This window comes from Vibrio stylophorae (assembly GCF_921293875.1).
In the GTDB taxonomy this organism is placed as follows: Bacteria; Pseudomonadota; Gammaproteobacteria; order Enterobacterales; family Vibrionaceae; genus Vibrio_A; species Vibrio_A stylophorae.
The window spans coordinates 744,685-764,029 of record NZ_CAKLDI010000001.1; the positions used below are offsets into that span (position 1 = coordinate 744,685).

Consider the following 19,345-nt stretch of genomic DNA (forward strand, 5'->3'; position numbering starts at 1 on the left):
TGTTGTCTGGGCCAATGAGCAGGAATGCCCATGGCGTTACTACAAATTTCCGAACCAGGCCAAACGGCTGCGCCGCATCAAACGAAGCGCGCAGTTGGTATTGACCTTGGCACAACGAATTCTCTTGTCGCGACTGTTCGAAGTGGTCAAGCCGACGTTCTTCTGAATCATCAACAAAAATCGCTTTGCCCATCCGTGGTGCACTATGGCGAATCTCAAATTTTGGTTGGTGAGCAAGCGCAGCAGCAAGCCGCGGTTGATCCTGAAAATACCATTAGCTCCGTGAAGCGATTGCTCGGCCGCAGTTTTGCAGATGTGAGCGCACGCTATCCGAATTTACCGAATCAGCTTCAAGCCTCCGATAATGGTTTACCGCTGATTATGACCCGCCAAGGTGTGGTCAATCCTATTGCGGTTTCAAGCCAAATCTTGAGTCATTTAAGTGCGCTTGCTGTCGAATCGTTAGGCGGTGAGTTAGACGGTGTGGTCATTACCGTGCCCGCTTATTTTGATGATGCGCAGCGCGCAGGCACCAAAGACGCCGCAGCATTGGCTGGTTTAAATGTGTTACGTTTGCTCAATGAGCCAACGGCAGCTGCTTTAGCCTACGGTCTTGATAGTGGCCAAGAAGGTGTGATTGCAGTTTATGACTTAGGCGGCGGTACCTTTGATATTTCAGTGTTGCGCCTTGAGCGCGGCGTTTTTGAAGTGCTTGCAACCGGCGGTGACTCAGCACTGGGTGGCGATGATTTCGATGCTTTGATTCGCGATTGGATTGTCGATTCAGCAGCGCTGACGGTAACCACGGCTCAGCAGCAGCAAGCGCTGAAAAGTGCAGCGAAAGCGGCTAAAGAAGCACTCACTGATGCGCAAAGTACACTCATTGATGTACTGGGCTGGCAGGGTGAGCTCACGCGAGCGCAGTTTGATCAGTTGGCAAAACCGCTGATTCAGCGCACTTTATTGGCTTGTCGCCGAGCGTTAAAAGATGCCGATATCTCGCTTGAGCAAGTTCAAGAAGTGGTGATGGTCGGTGGTTCAACACGCGTGCCTGCAGTACGTGAGTCAGTGGGTGCCTTTTTTGCGCGTCCGCCGCTGACGTCTATCGACCCTGATCAAGTGGTTGCTATTGGTGCGGCACTACAAGCAGATATTCTGGTCGGTAATAAGCCCGATCATGAGATGCTGCTGCTTGATGTGATCCCATTGTCGCTTGGGATTGAAACCATGGGCGGTTTGGTGGAAAAAATCATTCCACGCAACACCACGATTCCTGTTGCGCGCGCGCAAGAGTTTACCACTTTCAAAGATGGTCAAACCGCAATGCGTGTGCATGTGGTGCAAGGTGAGCGTGAAATGGTTGATGATTGCCGCTCGCTAGCGCACTTTACTCTGCAAGGTATTCCACCGATGGCGGCAGGTGGCGCGCATATTCGCGTTACTTACCAAGTGGATGCTGACGGGTTGTTGTCTGTGACGGCTATGGAAAAAGAAACCAAGGTGCAAGCAGCGATTCAAGTCAAACCATCCTATGGTTTAACCGACGATGAAATTGCTGAAATGCTGAAATCCTCCATGGCGCACGCCAGCGAAGATATGCAAGCTCGTGCGCTTGCTGAGCAGCGTGTTGAAGCCGCTCGCGTGGTTGAGGGGATTGAAAGCGCCTTGCAAGCCGATGGAGAGCGTTTGCTTTCAAGCGAAGAGATTCAATCGATTTCTGAGCTGATTGAGACGTTAAAACAAACTGCCCAAGGCGATGATGTGCGTCGCATTGAGCAAGCGATCCAATCGCTTGATCAAGCAACACAAGATTTTGCAGCGCGTCGTATGGACGATTCAATTCGTCACGCACTCGCTGGCCATTCGATTGATGAGGTATAAGCATGCCAAAGATTGTTGTTCTTCCCCACCAAGAGCTTTGCCCTGACGGCGCGGTATTAGAAGCCAATAGTGGTGAAACCGTATTGGATGTAGCGCTTCGCAATGGGATTGAAATTGAGCATGCCTGTGAAAAATCATGCGCGTGCACCACGTGCCATGTGATTGTGCGTGAAGGTTTTGACTCACTTGAGGAGAGTGATGAGCTTGAAGATGACATGCTAGACAAAGCATGGGGTCTTGAGCCCGAGTCACGTCTTGGTTGCCAGGCCAAAGTTGCAGACGAAGATTTGGTGGTTGAGATCCCACGCTACACTGTGAATATGGTGTCTGAAAACCACTAATATACAGATAAAAGGAGGGCGCATGTCATTACGCTGGACGGATTCTCGCGATATCGCGATTGAACTTTGTGACCAATTTCCAGATGTCGATCCAAAGCAAGTTCGCTTTACAGATCTGCATCAATGGATTTGTGATTTAGAAGATTTTGACGATGCACCTGATCGCAGCAATGAGAAAATTCTTGAAGCGATCATTTTGTGTTGGCTCGACGAAGTTGACTAATTCGGAGTTTACAGCGCCTCGCCAATTGCTATAGTGAATAGCAACGAAATACGGACCTTCGGGTCCGTTTTTTATAGCAGAAATAATAAGATGCCATTACGGCAAGGAGAACAAAAGGATGTCTGCAATGATGCATATTCGACTTTGTTTGCAAGCCGCCGCTCCAATGTGGGGTGACAATGTACGCTTAAGTTTTGATGGTCAAGGTGCGCTGATCCATATCGACCAAGGGAACACGCTTGAGGTGATTCAACAGGCTGCACGTAAATTAGCAGGCCAAGGGATCAAACAACTTCAGCTTGCCGGTGAGGGTTGGGATTTTGAGCGCTGTTTTGCGTTTTATCAGGGATTTCGCGATCCAAAAGGCGGCCAGAATATTCAATGGCCAGCACTTGATGATGCGCAAGCATCCCTCCTTGATGCTCATATTCAAGCGGTTAATTGGGCGCGCGATATGATTAACCAGCCAGCAGAAGCCATTGGTCCTGAGCAGCTTTCTGCGCGCGCGGCTGAGTGGTTAAAGTCGATTCAACCCGATCAAGTGCAATACAAAATCATTAAGGGCAAAGATCTGCTTGATGATGGCTGGCAAGGTATTTATACCGTGGGTCGCGGCTCTAAACGAAAACCTGCGATGTTGCGTTTAGATTATAACCCAACGGGTAATCCTGATGCGCCTGTAGATACCGTGCTAGTTGGCAAAGGTATTACTTTTGACTCTGGTGGTTATAGCCTCAAGCCTTCTAGCTTTATGGAGGCGATGAAATCCGATATGGGCGGCGCTGCCATGGCGGTTGCCGGGCTTGGTTTGGCGATGATGCGCGGTGTCGAAAAGCGCATTAAATTGGTTCTATGCTGCGCGGAAAACATGGTTTCAGGTGAGGCCTATAAGCTTGGCGATATCATCACGTACAAAAATGGTAAAACCGTTGAAGTGCTCAACACTGATGCGGAAGGGCGTTTGGTGCTTGCTGATGGTTTGATCTACGCTAGCAGCCAACATCCACGTCGTATTATTGATTGTGCAACACTTACGGGCGCGGCCAAAATGGCACTTGGTAATGATTATCACGCTTTGCTCAGCTTTGATGATCAGTTGAGTCATACCGCGCTTACTGCTGCGCGTGAAGAGCATGAGGCACTTTGGCCATTGCCACTGGCGGAAATTCATCGCGGGATGCTGAGCTCATCATTTGCCGATCTTGCCAATGTTTGTTCTGGCCAATACAGCCCAGGTGCAAGTACTGCTGCTGGGTTTTTATCTCATTTCGTAGACAACTATGAAACAGGCTGGTTACACTTTGACTGTAGCGCGACTTATCGCAAGGGCGCCACAGACAAATGGGCAGCAGGTGGTACAGGGGTTGGTGTGCGTACACTGGCTCGAATTCTTGCTGAAGAGGCGTAAGTGGAATCAGCGATAAGCTGCACGCGCCGCAATTGCGCGGCGCTATAACGATAACAACACAAAAGGAATCAGCGCATGACGAAACAACGTACCCTTTCAATTATTAAGCCGGATGCGACGGCGCGTCATCTGATTGGCGAAATTTATCACCGTATGGAAATGGCAGGTCTTGCGATTGTGGCAGCCAAGCGACTTCATCTCACCGCTGAGCAGGCCGGTGGCTTTTATGCAGAGCATCGTGAAAAACCATTTTTTGATGATCTTGTGGGCTATATGACTTCAGGTCCAATTATGGTTCAAGTGCTTGAAGGTGAAAATGCCATTGAGAACTATCGTACTCTGATGGGTCCAACGGATCCGGCCAATGCGAATCCGGGAACTTTGCGCTCAGATTATGCTGAATCTATGCGTCGTAACTCAGTTCACGGCTCTGATAGTCCTGAATCTGCGGCGCGTGAAATCAGTTATTTTTTCACTGATGATGAAATTTGTCCTAACGCTTAGCGTTTGTTGATGTTGTAAAGTAAAAAGAGCCGAAAGGCTCTTTTTTTATGTTTGTCTTAAATCTGAGTCGAAATATGAACAAATTGTCGACAATTGGATTGAGAGTGGCATCTCACAAGCAAAGCTTGTAAAATTTCGCCCCTTGCAGCAATGGCTGCATTCAAATTTGTCAGTACATACTGACTTCCTGATGAAGTAATGAGGCTGTTGCAATGAGCGTTGGAAAGGTTAATTTGTTGGATTTCAACCGCGAGGGACTTCGCGCGTATTTCACCAATGAGTTAAACGATAAGGCATTTCGCGCAGAACAAGTGATGCGTTGGATCTATCACTATGGCTGTGATGATTTTGATCAAATGACCAATATCAACAAACAGCTTCGTGAAAAGCTAAAGCAGGTGGCTGAGATTAAAGCGCCTGTGGTGAATCGTGCACAATTCTCAAGTGATGGCACCATTAAATGGGCCATGGGTGTTGGCAATCAGGAAGTTGAAACGGTTTATATTCCCGATGAAGATCGCGCTACATTGTGTGTGTCTTCTCAGGTCGGTTGTGCTTTGGAATGCAAGTTCTGCTCAACCGCGCAGCAAGGTTTTAACCGAAATCTATCGGTTTCTGAAATTATTGGTCAAGTGTGGCGTGCAGCCAAAGAGATTGGTGTTGAAAAAGAGACTGGCCGTCGCCCGATTACCAACGTAGTCATGATGGGCATGGGCGAGCCGCTGCTGAACCTGAAAAACCTGATTCCTGCACTTGAAATTATGCTTGATGACTTGGGTTTTGGCTTATCGAAACGTCGCGTTACCGTCTCAACATCGGGTGTAGTGCCGGGTCTTGATCAAATGGCGGGTAAAATTGATGTGGCACTCGCAATTTCGCTTCACGCCCCAACAGATGAGCTGCGTAGCCAAATTATGCCGATTAACGATAAGTATAATATCGAGACATTTTTGGCGTCAGTCCGCAATTACATTGCGAAATCGAATGCAAACCGCGGCAAAGTGACTGTGGAATATGTGTTATTGGATCATGTTAACGATGACATGCAACATGCGCATCAACTTGCAGCGCTTTTGAAAGATACCCCAGCAAAAATCAACTTAATCCCATTTAACCCATACCCAGGTTCACCTTACGGTAAGCCAAGCAATTCACGGATTGACCGTTTTTGCAAGACCTTGATGCAGTACGATATGACAGTCACCACACGAAAAACACGTGGTGATGATATTGATGCTGCTTGTGGTCAATTGGTGGGGGATGTGATTGACCGCACAAAACGAACCCTAGGAAAGCAGAAAATGGGGGAACCTATCGTAATCTCTAGGGTCTAGAGATTGTTAGGCTGTTGAAAGGTAAGCATTGTGCTAAGACAGGGACGGGTTTTACTGCTTTTATCAAGTTTGTTATTGGGGGCATGTCAGTCAACGGGTGTTGATGAACTGCCTGGCGGTTTTGACAAAATGTCAGCTGCGGAAAATCGTATCAAACTTGGTCTTGGCTATATCGAAAAGGGCAATATGCAGCGTGCATATGAGCATCTTCGCATGGCTGTGACTTATGCCCCTGATTATTATCGCGCACAACTCAGCCTTGCTTATTATTACCAATTAGTTGAAGACAATGAGCGTGCGGAGATTACGTTCAATCAGGCATTACGTGATAATCCTGATAATGGTGATGTACTAAATAACTACGGTGTATTCCTTTGCAAAAATAAAGATTATAAGCGTTCAGTGGATCTCTTTTTGCGCGCGACGCAACAGCCATATTACTACCAAGTTGCAAGTAGCTTTGAAAATGCAGCAATGTGTTCAGCCTTAGATGGCAACCAAAAGGCTGCTGAGGAATATTACCAACGTGCACTTGATTATGATCCCAAACGCGATACTTCTGCATTTCCTTATGCAGAGATGTTAATCGAACAAAAACGCTATGAAGATGCACGCCAAGTGCTAAATCGTTTCGCCCGTCGCAGTAAGGTGACACCAGAGGTGTTATGGTTATTCATTCGTATCGAGTATCTTGATAATAATCCAGAGCAGCTTGAGTACTACGGTGACCTGCTGATGGATCATTTCCCAGAATCGCAACAATTTAAGAAGTATCTAGCACATGAGTACAGATGAGAACAAAGAAACCCGAGTGGCAGATATGGAAGCTGAGCGTGCAGTAATGCCTCTCCCAGGTGATACGCTACGCCAAGCTCGTGAACAGCTGGGTTATTCTCAGCAGCATGTAGCAAGCCGTCTGCGTTTAAAACTCAGCGTTATTAAATCTATTGAAGACAATGAATTTGATGATGCGCTCAGTGCGACCTTTACCCGTGGTTATGTGCGCTCTTACGCTAAATTTGTTGGTGTAGAAGCCGCTGTAGTTCTAGCGCAGCTGGATGCGATGGGTCAGCGCGCTGTGGATGCGCAGGCCATGCATAGCTTTTCTCAGCGCACGCAAAAAGAAGCCAGCGATAATCGTGTGATGAAGCTGACATGGTTGGTATTGATTGTTGTTGCAGCGCTTTCCGTTGTCTTTTGGTGGCAGCAAAAAAGTTTAACCACGGATGCAGCTCTTATTGACCAGCAAACGGCTGTGGTTGTCGAAGAGCCTCAATTGGCCGCGGAAGAAGCGCAAGAAATTGAAAAAGCCACGGCGCCTATTCAAGCAAGCCGTGTTACAGGCGAAGAGATTGATCAAGCTGAGCCAGCATCGACGGATACTTCTGCTGCAGATGAGAAAACCATTGCTGCTGAATTAGTTGCGCCGCAAGCCATTGCACCGCAACTGCCTGAAGTTCCTGAGCCAGCGCCAGTCGTGATTGACGGCAACAAAATGGATATCGCTTTTGTTGGCGATTGCTGGGTGCAAATTAAAGATGCCGATAACCGTGTGCTTCTTAACGGTGTTTATGGCAAAAACCAGCAGTTTACATTGGAAGGCAAAGCACCATTTCGTATTAAGCTAGGTGCACCGAAACAAGCTGTTCTTACTTATAAGGGTGAAAAAGTTGATTTAAGCCGTTATGCTAGTGGCAAATTGGCGAAGTTGACGCTACCCCAAGAGTAAGAGTAAGCAAAATGCACAATCCGTCTCCAATTTCGCGTCGCAAGTCGACGCGAATTTATGTCGGCAATGTTCCAATCGGCGATGGCGCACCCATCGCGGTTCAATCCATGACCAATACACGCACCACAGATGTTGAAGCAACTGTGGCGCAAATTCGCGCGTTGGAAAAAGTGGGCGCAGATATTGTTCGCGTTTCTGTCCCGACCATGGATGCCGCAGAAGCCTTCAAATTGATTAAGCAGCAAGTGAATGTACCTTTGGTGGCTGATATTCACTTTGACTATCGTATCGCGCTGAAAGTGGCTGAATACGGTGTCGATTGTTTGCGCATTAACCCAGGTAATATCGGTCGTGAAGAGCGCGTTCGTTCTGTTGTTGATTGTGCGCGTGATTTGAATATTCCCATTCGTATTGGGGTTAATGGCGGCTCTCTTGAAAAAGATATTCAAGAGAAATATAAAGAGCCAACGCCAGCTGCGCTGGTTGAATCAGCAATGCGTCATGTGGATATTTTGGATCGCTTGAATTTTGATCAATTCAAGGTGAGCGTCAAAGCATCGGATGTATTTCTTGCGGTGGATTCATATCGTTTATTGGCGAGTCAAATTGATCAGCCACTACATCTTGGGATCACAGAAGCGGGCGGTGCACGTGCTGGTGCGGTGAAATCAGCCGTAGGCCTTGGTATGTTGCTTCGCGATGGCATCGGCGATACATTGCGTGTGTCGCTGGCAGCAGATCCCATTGAAGAGGTCAAAGTTGGCTTTGACATTCTCAAATCACTTCGCATTCGTTCTCGCGGCATTAACTTTATCGCCTGTCCAACCTGTTCACGCCAAGAATTTGATGTGATCGGCACCGTCAACGCACTTGAACAGCGTCTAGAAGATATCACTACCGCCATGGATGTTTCTGTGATTGGCTGTGTGGTTAATGGACCGGGCGAAGCCGAAGTCTCGCATCTTGGTGTTGCGGGCAGTAATCGCAAGAGTGCCTATTACCTTGATGGGGTAAGACAGCGCGAGCGATTTGATAACGAACAACTGATCGATCAGCTCGAAGCAAAGATTCGAGCAAAAGCGGCGATGCTCGATGAAAGCAACCGTATCGACAGCAAAACTATTGATTAATCGTGCTATGATGCGCGACTAGAAATGAATAATTGACGAGATAAATTGTGGCAAAAACAATCCAAGCAATCCGCGGTATGAACGACTGTCTACCGACCGAAACTCCACTTTGGCAACAAGTTGAAAATACCATTCGCCATGTGGTTGCCGCATATGGCTATAACGAAATTCGTACGCCAATCGTTGAAATGACACCGCTTTTCAAACGCGCTATCGGTGAAGTGACCGACGTGGTTGAAAAAGAGATGTATACCTTTGATGACCGCAATGGTGACAGCTTAAGTTTGCGTCCTGAGGGTACCGCAGCTTGTGTGCGTGCTGGTATCGAAGCGGGTCTTCTATACAACCAAGAGCAGCGTTTGTGGTATATGGGGCCAATGTTCCGTCACGAACGTCCACAGAAAGGTCGTTACCGTCAATTCCACCAGTTTGGTCTGGAAGTATTTGGTATCGATGGTCCAGATATCGATGCGGAAGTGATCATGCTGACTGCACGTCTATGGCGTGAATTTGGCATCAGCGAGCATGTGACTCTAGAACTGAACTCTATCGGCTCGCTTGAAGCGCGCGCGAACTATCGTAAAGTTTTGGTGTCTTTCCTTGAGCAACATCTTGATGTGCTTGATGAAGATTGTAAGCGCCGTATGCATACCAACCCATTGCGCGTATTAGATAGTAAAAACCCAGATGTACAAGCTATCTTGGGTGATGCGCCGCAATTGATGGATTATCTTGATGATGAATCAAAAGCACACTTTGAAGGTCTTTGTGCGCTTTTGGATGCGGCTGGGATCGCATATCGCATCAACCCACGTTTGGTTCGTGGCCTAGATTATTATAATCGAACCGTATTTGAGTGGGTGACCGAGAGCCTTGGCTCACAAGGTACTGTGTGTGCTGGTGGTCGCTACGATGGTTTGGTTGAACAGCTTGGTGGCAAAGCAACCCCAGCGGTTGGTTTTGCCATGGGTATGGAACGTCTTGTGTTGATGCTGCAAACCCTTGAGCTTTTGAAACCTCGTCGCAGCGTTGATGTATACGTGGTTACTGCGGGTGAAGGCACGCAAATGGCGGGCTTTAAACTAGCTGAGCAGCTACGCAGCGAACTGCCACAAGCGCGCATTATGACCCACTGTGGTGGCGGTAACTTTAAGAAACAATTTAAACGTGCTGATAAAGTCGGCGCGGTAGCGGCATTGGTACTGGGTGAGCAAGAAGTGCTTGACGGTGTGGTGACGCTCAAAGATCTTGTCGGTGGAGAGCAAACAACCCTAGCTCAGTCTGAGGTTGCAGCGCAGCTTGCCAAATTGATTTAAAAGAGGACAAAACGTGGAAGTCTACAGCACAGAAGAACAACAGGTTGAGGCGTTAAAAGCCTGGTGGAAAGAGAATGGCAAAGCGATCATTCTTGGTGCCGTTATTGGTTTGGGTGGTTTATTTGGTTGGCGTCACTATCAAGCCAGCGTGCTTGAAGGCCAATATGCCACTTCACAAGCTTACGCTCAGCTTGAGCAAAGTGCTGATCAGGCAACCGCAACACAAGCCTTTATCGATAGCCATAGTGATGCGGCTTATGCCTCACTTGCTGCGATGAATCTTGCTAAAGCAGCGGTAGATAAGGGTGATCTAGCAGCGGCCGCAACGCAACTCCAATGGGTTGTGGATCATAGCAGCGACGCCTCTTTGAAATCTTTGGCGCAAGTTCGTCTTGCTCGCGTGATGATTGCCCAAGGCCAATATGACCCAGCACTTGCCTTGCTTGATCAAATTAAAGAGCCAAGCTGGCAGGCAAAAGTATTGATGCTGAAAGGTGATGTGCTAGTCAAACAAAACAAAATGACTGAAGCACGTGAAGCTTACCTGAGTGCACAACAAGTTGAAAACTTGCCGCTACTTCAAGTGAAATTGGACGAACTTGCGCAATAGGCGAAGGAATGATGCGACATAAGCTCAGTAAACTGATTGCATTGACCTGTTTAACATCCCTGCTTTGGGGATGTTCAGGGAGTGAGGATGCCATTGTGGTGGCACCTGTACCTGAATTTGATAATCGCCTTGAACCAGAGACGGTTTGGCAGGCCAGTACAGGGGATGGTGTTGAGTCATTTTACTCTTACCTGAAACCTGCGGTTGCTTATGATCGTGTTTATACTGCGGACCGTGATGGCACCGTTTCTGCTTTTGATGAGGAGAGCGGTGATCGTGTTTGGCAGGTGACTGTAAATCATGGTGACAGCGCATTATCAGCGGGTCCTACCGTGAGCTATGAGTCGGTATTTGTCGGCAGCGAAGATGGTTTACTGTTTGCGCTCAACGCAGAAGATGGCAGCGAGCAGTGGCAACAAAAAGTGGACGGTGAAGTGCTGGCTGCACCTTTTGTCGACGAAGGCTTAGTGGTGATTCAAACCACTCGCGGCGTGGTACAAGCTTTTGATGCAGAAACCGGTGCTGTGCGCTGGCAAACCAGTACCGATGTTCCTAACCTGACGCTGCGTGGTGATAGCTCTTTTGCTGGCTCAAGCGGTGCTATTTTTTGGGGTAGCGCTAATGGTCGCGTGAATGGTGCCTTTATGGCTCATGGTGGTCCAATTTGGCAACAAACCGTTGGTTTTGCCAAAGGTGCTAGTGAAATTGAGCGTCTAGTAGACGTTGATGCAACACCGATCATCGCTGGCGATCGCATTTTTGCGCTGGGCTACAATGGCTCATTGGTCGCACTTGAACTGCGCAGCGGCAAAGTACTATGGCGCCGTGATTATTCATCAGCCAAAGACTTTGCGGTCAGTGGTAATGGTATCTACTTTGTTAATGCCGATGATCATGTGATTGGCGTCGATGCGCGTAACGGTCATGAGCTATGGCGCAATGATTTACTTGAAAACCGCCAGTTAACACCACCTTTGGTGCAGGGCAGTTTGGTGATTGTGGGCGATAACGAAGGTTATCTGTACTGGCTGGATAATCAAACCGGTCAGTTCCTCGCAAAAATGAAGGTAGATGGCAGTGGTTTGTACTCGGCCCCAGTGGAACTCAACCAAGGGTTGGTGATCCAAACTCGCAGTGGTCGTGTTAAAATGATTGCAGTGCCGTAATACAAGCTGTAAAAAGCATGTCCGGCTCCTGCTCAGTTGCTGAGCAGGGGCCGTTATTATTTCAGAATTCATAGAAAAGAATAAATTTAGAGGCTGGTATGATTCCTGTTGTAGCCCTTGTTGGCCGACCCAATGTAGGTAAATCAACCCTGTTTAATCGTTTGACGCGTACCCGAGACGCGCTTGTTGCTGATTTCCCAGGGCTCACTCGGGATCGTAAATATGGCAAAGCCAAATTAGGCGAGCACGAATTTATCGTGATCGATACCGGCGGTATCGATGGCACCGAAGAAGGTGTGGAAACCAAAATGGCAGAACAATCATTAGCGGCGATTGAAGAAGCTGATGTGGTGCTATTTATGGTGGATGGCCGCGCAGGCCTAACGGTTTCAGATGAAGCCATTGCGCAGCACTTGCGCACCCGAGAAAAAAACACTTTCTTAGTGGTCAACAAAGTGGATGGCGTTGATCCTGATGCTGCAAGCTCTGAGTTTTGGCAGCTAGGCATGGACAACATGTACCAAATCGCAGCGGCTCATGGCCGTGGTGTTGGTGCATTGATTGATCGCGCGCTATCACCTCTTGCGCAGGCTATGGCTGAAGAAGATGCCGATGAGCTGACTGATCTCACTGATTTTGCAGATCAAGACGATGAAAACATCGAAGATCTAACAGAAGAGCAAGCGGAAGCGCGTTATCTTGCGCTGCAAAACCAGCCGATTAAATTGGCGATCATTGGTCGTCCAAACGTTGGTAAATCAACGCTGACTAACCGTATTCTCGGTGAAGAGCGTGTGGTGGTTTACGATATGCCGGGGACCACCCGTGACTCAATCTATATTCCGATGAAGCGCAATGAGCGTGAATATGTCTTGATTGATACTGCAGGTGTGCGTCGTCGTCGCCGCGTTAATGAAACCGTTGAGAAATTCTCGGTCATCAAAACTTTGAAAGCGATTGAAGATGCCAACGTTGTTTTGGTGGTGATTGATGCGCGTGAGAATATCTCAGATCAAGATTTAAGCTTGATCGGCTTTGCATTGAATGCTGGTCGCTCCATTGTGCTTGCGGTGAACAAGTGGGACGGTTTGTCCATGGATGTCAAAGATCGCGTGAAATCTGAGCTCGATCGCCGTCTTGGCTTTATCGATTTTGCGCGTATTCACTTTATCTCTGCACTACACGGTACGGGTGTGGGTCACTTGTTTGAATCTGTTGAAGAAGCATATCAATCAGCGACTAAGCGTATTGGTACCTCTATGCTGACTCGTATTATGCAAATGGCGCAAGAAGATCACCAACCACCACTCGTACGTGGTCGTCGTGTGAAGCTAAAATACGCGCATGCGGGTGGTTATAACCCACCAATCGTGGTGATCCACGGTAACATGGTGAATGAATTGCCAGACTCTTATAAACGTTACTTGATGAACTACTACCGTAAGAGTTTGGAGATGATGGGGACACCGATTCGCGTGCAATTCCAAAGCAGCGACAACCCATTTGAAAACAAAACCAATAAACTCACTTTGTCGCAAGAGCGCCATCGCTCTCGTTTGATGAAGATGATGAAACATCGTAAAAAATAGTAGAAAGCCCCGTACGGGGCTTTTTTTTGATGTAAGGAAACAAGCATGTCCGTGCGCGCCACCGAGGTGCTATTCCCTCTGGGAATAGACCAAGCTAAAAGTCAGGTGATCTACAGTCAGTGCCATCAAGATGCACGGGTGATTGTCTGTCAGCAAACACCATTTCACCCAGTGAGCCATATTTGGCCTGATCATCCTGCTGATCGCGGCGAGATTATCTGCGGCAGCGAGATTTGGCCTGTGAATAATTGCATCATCGGTGCATGGTCTGAAAGTGAGCAGCGACTTTATTTAGCGCAAGATATTCCAGTCAAACGTGATGAGCCTGGCTGGCAATTTGTGGTTGCTCATCTGATAGGCAAAGAAGCACCTTGCATGATGGGACAAATGGTCACACTGAAAGTTGATCGCCATTACCAGCAATCCTTGAGCTTAGCGCATAGCGCCGAGCATTTAGTTTCCATGGCACTGAACTTAGTATTAGCACAATCGCACTGGCGAAAAGACCCAGGGCGATATGATCCACTGGGCTCCCCCGATTTTCATCGTTACGCACAGCTGGATAGCCAAATTCGTCCACTCAGTAGTGAAGTGAACTATCGACTAGGTAAAACTTTGCGTAAGCGTGGTTTTAATACCCATGAAGCCACAGCCGAGTTGCCGCAGATTGAGCAGCAGGTGAATTTGCAGCTTGCTCAATGGCTCAGTGAACCCACTGCGATTCATCTTCATTGTGAAGGACCGCGACTGACGGATTCGCGCTACTGGCAATGTGAATTGAATCAGCAATTGGCCGCCATGCCTTGTGGTGGCACGCATGCACGAAATTTAAGCGACTTTTCAACGATCCAAATAAGGATAATTGAATGTGATCTAGATCACTGGAAAGTGATCACTGAGGTGCAAGTTGCACGGATCTTCACACATGATCTTGCTGATTAATTTCTGACTGATGATCGTTTTACAAAATTTCAGATCTGGCGTTATTTTATTTCTATCGCGATATTATATATGGATATAAATCCATATACAGAATATGTAACTTATGCTTTCGGGATATGTGTTTATTTATATTCTGATCTAGGCAGATCGCTGATCAAGTGATGAAAGCTAAGGATCGATAAAAATCTGGATCGAAGATTGTGATTATGGCAACAGGCAGCGCGGTGCAAAATTTGTTAGAGTAGACGCGCAGGTCTGAATCAAGGAGGCTTTATGAAGGTGGAAACCTGTCCACAGTGTGAGAGTCAACTGCGTCGAGAAACGGCGTCGGAATACTATTGTGATTTTTGTCAGCTGACCTTTATTCGTCATTGCCATTGCAATGTCTGTGGCGCAGAGCTGGAGCGGCTTAATGCATGTGGTGCAGCCAACTACTTTTGTAATCAATGCAATGAACTTAAATCAAAGCGCGTGATAGAAGAAACTTTTACCGTGAAAGATTAAAGTGTGAAAGATTACGGCAAGATTCAAAAGAAAAACGCGAGCAATTAGCTCGCGTTTTTTCGTATGGCCACCACTTGGCTTTCTATTTTGCCATCTTGTAGTTGGGTGGTAATACGCTCACCGACCTGCACTTGCGCGCTTTGCCGCAAGACTTGTTGCTGGCTATCAAAACTGACGCTAAAGCCACGCGCTAGGATCGCCAGCGGACTCACCGCTTCTAAGGTGTGTGCTTTGGCCGCTAATTGTTGCTGGTGGAAACCTACACGCTGGCGCATTACTTGGCTCAAGGCTTGGCGAAGATGCGCTAAACGTAATTGTGCACTGGGTAATTGGTGCTTTGGATGATGGCGCTCAAAGCGTTGCTGTTGCTGATTAAAACGCAGTTTTGCTTGGTGTAATTGGCGTTGCATCGCTTGCGAAAGGCGGTAATGGAGCTCGTCTAAACGCTGCGCTTGCTGATTCAGCTGGCGCTGTGGATGCTGTCGCTCAAGGCGCTGCTGTAAGCGATAAAGATGCTGCTTTTGCAGGCTTAGCTGCTGCTGCATTGTTGCGCGTAATTGCTGCTGGCGCTGGCTGAGTTGCTGGCTGAGCTGCAATTGATCGCGGCTGACTAACTCAGCGGCAGCCGAAGGGGTTGGTGCGCGTAGATCAGCAACAAAATCACTAATGGTCACATCCACTTCATGACCCACAGCACTAATGATTGGAATTTGGCTAGCTGCAATGGTGCGCGCGAGCACTTCATCATTAAAACACCATAAATCTTCAGCGCCACCACCACCGCGTCCAACAATCAATACATCGCATTCTTGACGACTGTTGGCGCGACCAATGGCTTGGGCAATGGTGATTGCTGCGCCATCGCCTTGCACTGTGGCTGGATAAATGACCACAGGAAGCTGCGGCGCTCGGCGTTTGAGCACATTTAAAATATCGTGCAGTGCAGCGCCTGAAGGGGAGGTGATCACCCCAACACGGCGTGGGTGTTGCGGTAATGGCTTTTTACGGCCTTGGTCAAATAGACCCTCTTGATAGAGTTTAATCTTTAGCGCTTCAAAGGCTTGCTGCATTAAACCATCACCAGCAGGCTGCATCGATTCGATGACTAGCTGGTAATCACCACGGGGTTCATAAAGGCTAATGCGTGCACGAACCAGCACCTGTTGGCCATTGCGCGGGGCAAATATGACACGACGATTTTGGCCGCGAAACATCGCGCATTTGACCTGAGCTTGGTTATCTTTGAGGGTAAAATACCAATGTCCTGAAACGGGTTGCGAAAAATTTGTGAGCTCGCCCGCAAGCCAAATAATCCCGACTTCTTTCTCAAGAAGTAGACGAACTTTGCTGTTCAAACTAGAGACGGAATAGATTTGAGAATTGCTCTCGCTGGCCGAATTTGGGTAGGCAGGCATTTCGCTAGACATAGGTTTGGAGAATAGCCGCAATATAATACAGATCAAGGGGGTAATTGCAAATAAAATTTAGAAAAATTTGTAGCCAAGGTATCAGCACCTACGTATAATCCGTCTGCAATATTTGAACCTTTCCAAATCTTTCGGTGAGATATTGCCATGCTACGTATCGCTAAAGAAGCGCTAACTTTTGACGACGTTCTACTCGTCCCTGCACATTCAACTGTTCTTCCTAATACAGCTGATCTTCGCACTCGACTAACCAAAAACATTACCCTAAACATTCCAATGTTGTCTGCATCTATGGACACCGTTACGGAAGCAAACTTGGCCATTGCATTGGCGCAAGAGGGCGGTATTGGTTTTATCCACAAAAACATGTCGATCGAACAACAAGCTGAACAAGTTCGCTTGGTGAAAATTTTCGAAGCAGGCATGGTTGCTCAACCTATCGCAGTGCGTCCAGATGCGACCATTGCAGATGTGAAATCATTGACTGAAAAGCACGGTTTTGCGGGTTTCCCTGTGGTTACTGAAAACAACGAATTGGTCGGTATCATCACTGGCCGTGACGTGCGTTTCGTTACTGATCTTTCTAAGAAAGTTGAAGTAGTGATGACACCAAAAGATCGTTTGGTGACAGTCAAAGAAGGTGCTTCTCGTGAAGAAGTACAAGAGCGCATGCACCAAGGCCGCGTTGAAAAAGTATTGGTCGTGAATGATGACTTCCAATTGAGCGGCATGATCACTGCAAAAGACTTCCATAAAGCTGAGCGCAAACCAAACGCATGTAAAGATGACAAAGGTCGTCTACGTGTGGGTGCTGCGGTTGGCGCAGGTGCTGGCAATGAAGAGCGTGTTCAAGCGCTTGTTGAAGCGGGTGTTGACGTTCTATTGATTGACTCTTCACACGGCCACTCTGAAGGTGTGCTTGAGCGTATTCGCGCAACACGCGCAGCTTACCCAGATCTTGATATCATCGGTGGTAACGTTGCTACTGCTGGCGGCGCTCGTGCGTTGATCGAAGCAGGCGCAAGTGCCGTGAAAGTGGGTATTGGCCCAGGTTCAATCTGTACCACACGTATTGTGACTGGTGTTGGTGTACCGCAAGTAACTGCAATCTCTGATGCAGCGGAAGTTGCGGATGAGTACGGCATTCCAGTGATTGCCGATGGCGGTATCCGCTTCTCTGGTGATATTTGTAAAGCGATTGCTGCTGGCGCATCTTGTGTGATGGTTGGCTCTATGTTCGCTGGTACTGAAGAAGCACCAGGCGAAGTGATCCTTTACCAAGGCCGCTCTTATAAAGCATACCGTGGCATGGGCTCTTTGGGCGCAATGTCTCAAGGTTCTTCTGATCGTTACTTCCAATCAGATAACGCAGCTGACAAGCTTGTTCCTGAAGGTATCGAAGGTCGCATCGCTTATAAAGGCCGCTTGAAAGAGATCGTTCACCAACAAATGGGTGGTCTACGTTCAAGCATGGGTCTCACTGGTAGCGCAACGATTGAAGATATGCGTACCAAAGCTGAGTTTGTTCGCATCTCTGGCGCTGGTATGAAAGAGTCGCATGTGCACGACGTACAAATCACCAAAGAAGCACCAAACTACCGTTTGGGTTAAGCAATCTGAGATAGGTTTAATTAAGAGGCTGACATGGGTCAGCCCCTTTTGCATTTGAGATAGATGATGACAACAAACATTCATGACCAACGCATTTTGATTCTCGACTTCGGTTCGCAATACACCCAATTGGTGGCGCGCCGTGTTCGTGAAATTGGTGTTTACTGTGAGCTTTGGAGCTGGGATGTCGAAGAAGCCGACATTCGCGAGTTCAACCCTGACGGTATTATCCTTTCTGGTGGCCCTGAAAGTGTTACTGAAGCCAACTCGCCACGTGCACCACAATATGTGTTCGATTCTGGCGTGCCTGTATTGGGCGTGTGCTACGGCATGCAAACCATGGCAGAGCAATTGGGCGGTAAAGTTGCCGGCTCTACTGAGCGTGAATTTGGCTATGCACAAGTAAAAGTATCGGGCGAATCAGCCATCTTTAATAACATGGATCAAATCCAAGACGTATGGATGAGCCATGGCGACAAAGTTGTCGAAATCCCAGCTGATTTCGTCAAAGTCGGTGAGACAGACACCTGTCCATTTGCTGCAATGGCGAATGAAGAGAAAAAATACTACGGCGTACAGTTCCACCCAGAAGTGACGCACACCAAAGGCGGCATGCAAATGCTTGAGAACTTTGTTCTTGGTGTTTGTGGCTGTGATCGTCTATGGACCTCTGAATCAATCATCGAAGATGCAGTGAAACGCATTAAAGCGCAAGTTGGCGACGACGAAGTGATCCTAGGCCTATCAGGCGGTGTGGACTCATCTGTGGTTGCGATGCTGGTGCACCGCGCGATTGGCGACAAACTCACTTGTGTATTCGTGGATAACGGCTTACTTCGTTTGAATGAAGGTCAGCAAGTGATGGATATGTTTGGCGATAAATTCGGCCTGAACATCATCAAAGTGGATGCAGAAGATCGCTTCCTCGAAGCGCTGAAAGGTAAATCAGATCCAGAAGACAAGCGTAAGACCATCGGTCACGTGTTTGTTGACGTATTCGATGAAGAATCTAAGAAGCTGGCAAATGCAAAATGGTTGGCACAGGGCACCATCTACCCTGATGTAATTGAATCAGCGGCATCTAAGACTGGTAAAGCGCATGTGATCAAATCACACCACAACGTGGGCGGTCTACCTGAAGAGATGGCCATGGGTCTTGTTGAGCCACTTCGCGAACTATTTAAAGATGAAGTGCGTAAGATTGGTCTAGAGCTTGGCCTACCTTACAACATGCTTTATCGCCACCCATTCCCAGGACCAGGTCTTGGGGTTCGTGTACTTGGTGAAATCAAGAAAGAGTACTGTGACTTGCTACGTCGCGCTGATGCCATCTTCATCGAAGAGCTTCATGCTGCAGACTTGTACGACAAAGTATCGCAAGCATTCACCGTATTCCTACCGGTTCGCTCTGTTGGCGTCATGGGTGATGGCCGTAAATACGATTGGGTTGTATCGCTACGCGCGGTAGAAACCATCGACTTTATGACCGCACACTGGGCACATCTGCCATATGACTTCCTTGGTAAGGTTTCAAACCGAATCATTAACGAAGTTGATGGCATCTCTCGCGTTGTTTACGATATCTCAGGTAAACCGCCAGCGACTATCGAATGGGAGTGATAAGGCGTTT

18 protein-coding genes are annotated in these 19,345 nt (G+C 47.9%); 17 read left to right on the forward strand and 1 reads right to left on the reverse strand.

From position 1 onward, the window contains the following. Positions 1–30 precede the first annotated feature (30 nt). The 15 genes from hscA to L9P36_RS03500 all read left to right on the forward strand — a co-directional run bounded on the left by hscA (position 31) and on the right by L9P36_RS03500 (position 14,677). Positions 31–1,881 carry a Fe-S protein assembly chaperone HscA gene (gene hscA / locus L9P36_RS03430; RefSeq protein ID WP_237464941.1) on the forward strand — a complete coding sequence of 617 codons (1,851 nt, stop codon included), beginning with the start codon at positions 31–33 and terminating at the stop codon, positions 1,879–1,881. A gap of 2 nt (positions 1,882–1,883) precedes the next feature. Beyond that, a complete protein-coding gene (fdx, locus tag L9P36_RS03435) occupies positions 1,884–2,222 on the forward strand; it encodes an ISC system 2Fe-2S type ferredoxin (RefSeq protein WP_237464943.1) in 339 nt (112 codons plus the stop codon). Positions 2,223–2,244: 22 nt separating this feature from the next. After that, the gene (iscX, locus tag L9P36_RS03440) at positions 2,245–2,445 is read left to right on the forward strand and encodes a Fe-S cluster assembly protein IscX (protein WP_237464945.1); all 201 of its coding nucleotides are present in this window, start codon (positions 2,245–2,247) and stop codon (positions 2,443–2,445) included. 118 nt (positions 2,446–2,563) lie between these two features. Continuing rightward, positions 2,564–3,853, forward strand: a complete 1,290-nt coding sequence (gene pepB / locus L9P36_RS03445; protein WP_237464947.1) for an aminopeptidase PepB — start codon at positions 2,564–2,566, stop codon at positions 3,851–3,853. A 75-nt stretch (positions 3,854–3,928) separates the two neighbouring features. Continuing rightward, on the forward strand, positions 3,929–4,357 hold the full coding sequence (gene ndk / locus L9P36_RS03450) for a nucleoside-diphosphate kinase (protein ID WP_237464949.1): 429 nt from the start codon (positions 3,929–3,931) through the stop codon (positions 4,355–4,357). Between the two features lie 212 nt (positions 4,358–4,569). Beyond that, positions 4,570–5,691 (forward strand): dual-specificity RNA methyltransferase RlmN, encoded by a 1,122-nt coding sequence (gene rlmN / locus L9P36_RS03455; RefSeq protein ID WP_237464951.1) that lies wholly within the window; start codon positions 4,570–4,572, stop codon positions 5,689–5,691. A 30-nt stretch (positions 5,692–5,721) separates the two neighbouring features. Further along, on the forward strand, positions 5,722–6,486 hold the full coding sequence (gene pilW, locus L9P36_RS03460; protein ID WP_237464953.1) for a type IV pilus biogenesis/stability protein PilW: 765 nt from the start codon (positions 5,722–5,724) through the stop codon (positions 6,484–6,486). Continuing rightward, positions 6,473–7,420, forward strand: coding sequence for a RodZ domain-containing protein (locus L9P36_RS03465; protein ID WP_237464954.1), 948 nt, complete (start codon positions 6,473–6,475; stop codon positions 7,418–7,420). Before pilW ends, L9P36_RS03465 begins: the two co-directional genes overlap by 14 nt. Positions 7,421–7,431: 11 nt before the next feature. After that, positions 7,432–8,550, forward strand: a complete 1,119-nt coding sequence (gene ispG, locus L9P36_RS03470) for a flavodoxin-dependent (E)-4-hydroxy-3-methylbut-2-enyl-diphosphate synthase (protein WP_237464957.1) — start codon at positions 7,432–7,434, stop codon at positions 8,548–8,550. 47 nt (positions 8,551–8,597) lie between these two features. Then, complete coding sequence (gene hisS, locus L9P36_RS03475; protein ID WP_237464958.1) at positions 8,598–9,866, forward strand: histidine--tRNA ligase; 1,269 nt, start codon at positions 8,598–8,600, stop codon at positions 9,864–9,866. 13 nt (positions 9,867–9,879) lie between these two features. Continuing rightward, a complete protein-coding gene (locus L9P36_RS03480; protein WP_237464960.1) occupies positions 9,880–10,476 on the forward strand; it encodes a YfgM family protein in 597 nt (198 codons plus the stop codon). 8 nt (positions 10,477–10,484) lie between these two features. Beyond that, positions 10,485–11,642, forward strand: a complete 1,158-nt coding sequence (gene bamB / locus L9P36_RS03485; protein ID WP_237464962.1) for an outer membrane protein assembly factor BamB — start codon at positions 10,485–10,487, stop codon at positions 11,640–11,642. A gap of 98 nt (positions 11,643–11,740) precedes the next feature. After that, on the forward strand, positions 11,741–13,231 hold the full coding sequence (der, locus tag L9P36_RS03490) for a ribosome biogenesis GTPase Der (protein ID WP_237464965.1): 1,491 nt from the start codon (positions 11,741–11,743) through the stop codon (positions 13,229–13,231). A gap of 45 nt (positions 13,232–13,276) precedes the next feature. Continuing rightward, positions 13,277–14,173 (forward strand): alanyl-tRNA editing protein, encoded by an 897-nt coding sequence (locus tag L9P36_RS03495; protein WP_237464966.1) that lies wholly within the window; start codon positions 13,277–13,279, stop codon positions 14,171–14,173. A gap of 273 nt (positions 14,174–14,446) precedes the next feature. Further along, positions 14,447–14,677, forward strand: coding sequence for a YfgJ family double zinc ribbon protein (locus L9P36_RS03500; RefSeq protein ID WP_237464968.1), 231 nt, complete (start codon positions 14,447–14,449; stop codon positions 14,675–14,677). Positions 14,678–14,721: 44 nt separating this feature from the next. Here L9P36_RS03500 and xseA read toward each other — a convergent pair whose 3' ends face one another. Beyond that, the gene (xseA, locus tag L9P36_RS03505) at positions 14,722–16,092 is read right to left on the reverse strand and encodes an exodeoxyribonuclease VII large subunit (protein WP_237464970.1); all 1,371 of its coding nucleotides are present in this window, start codon (positions 16,090–16,092) and stop codon (positions 14,722–14,724) included. Between the two features lie 159 nt (positions 16,093–16,251). On the opposite strand from xseA, the gene guaB reads away from it, so the two are divergent. Continuing rightward, positions 16,252–17,715, forward strand: a complete 1,464-nt coding sequence (gene guaB, locus L9P36_RS03510) for an IMP dehydrogenase (protein WP_237464972.1) — start codon at positions 16,252–16,254, stop codon at positions 17,713–17,715. Positions 17,716–17,781: 66 nt separating this feature from the next. Then, positions 17,782–19,335 carry a glutamine-hydrolyzing GMP synthase gene (gene guaA, locus L9P36_RS03515; RefSeq protein ID WP_237464974.1) on the forward strand — a complete coding sequence of 518 codons (1,554 nt, stop codon included), beginning with the start codon at positions 17,782–17,784 and terminating at the stop codon, positions 19,333–19,335. Positions 19,336–19,345: the final 10 nt, after the last annotated feature.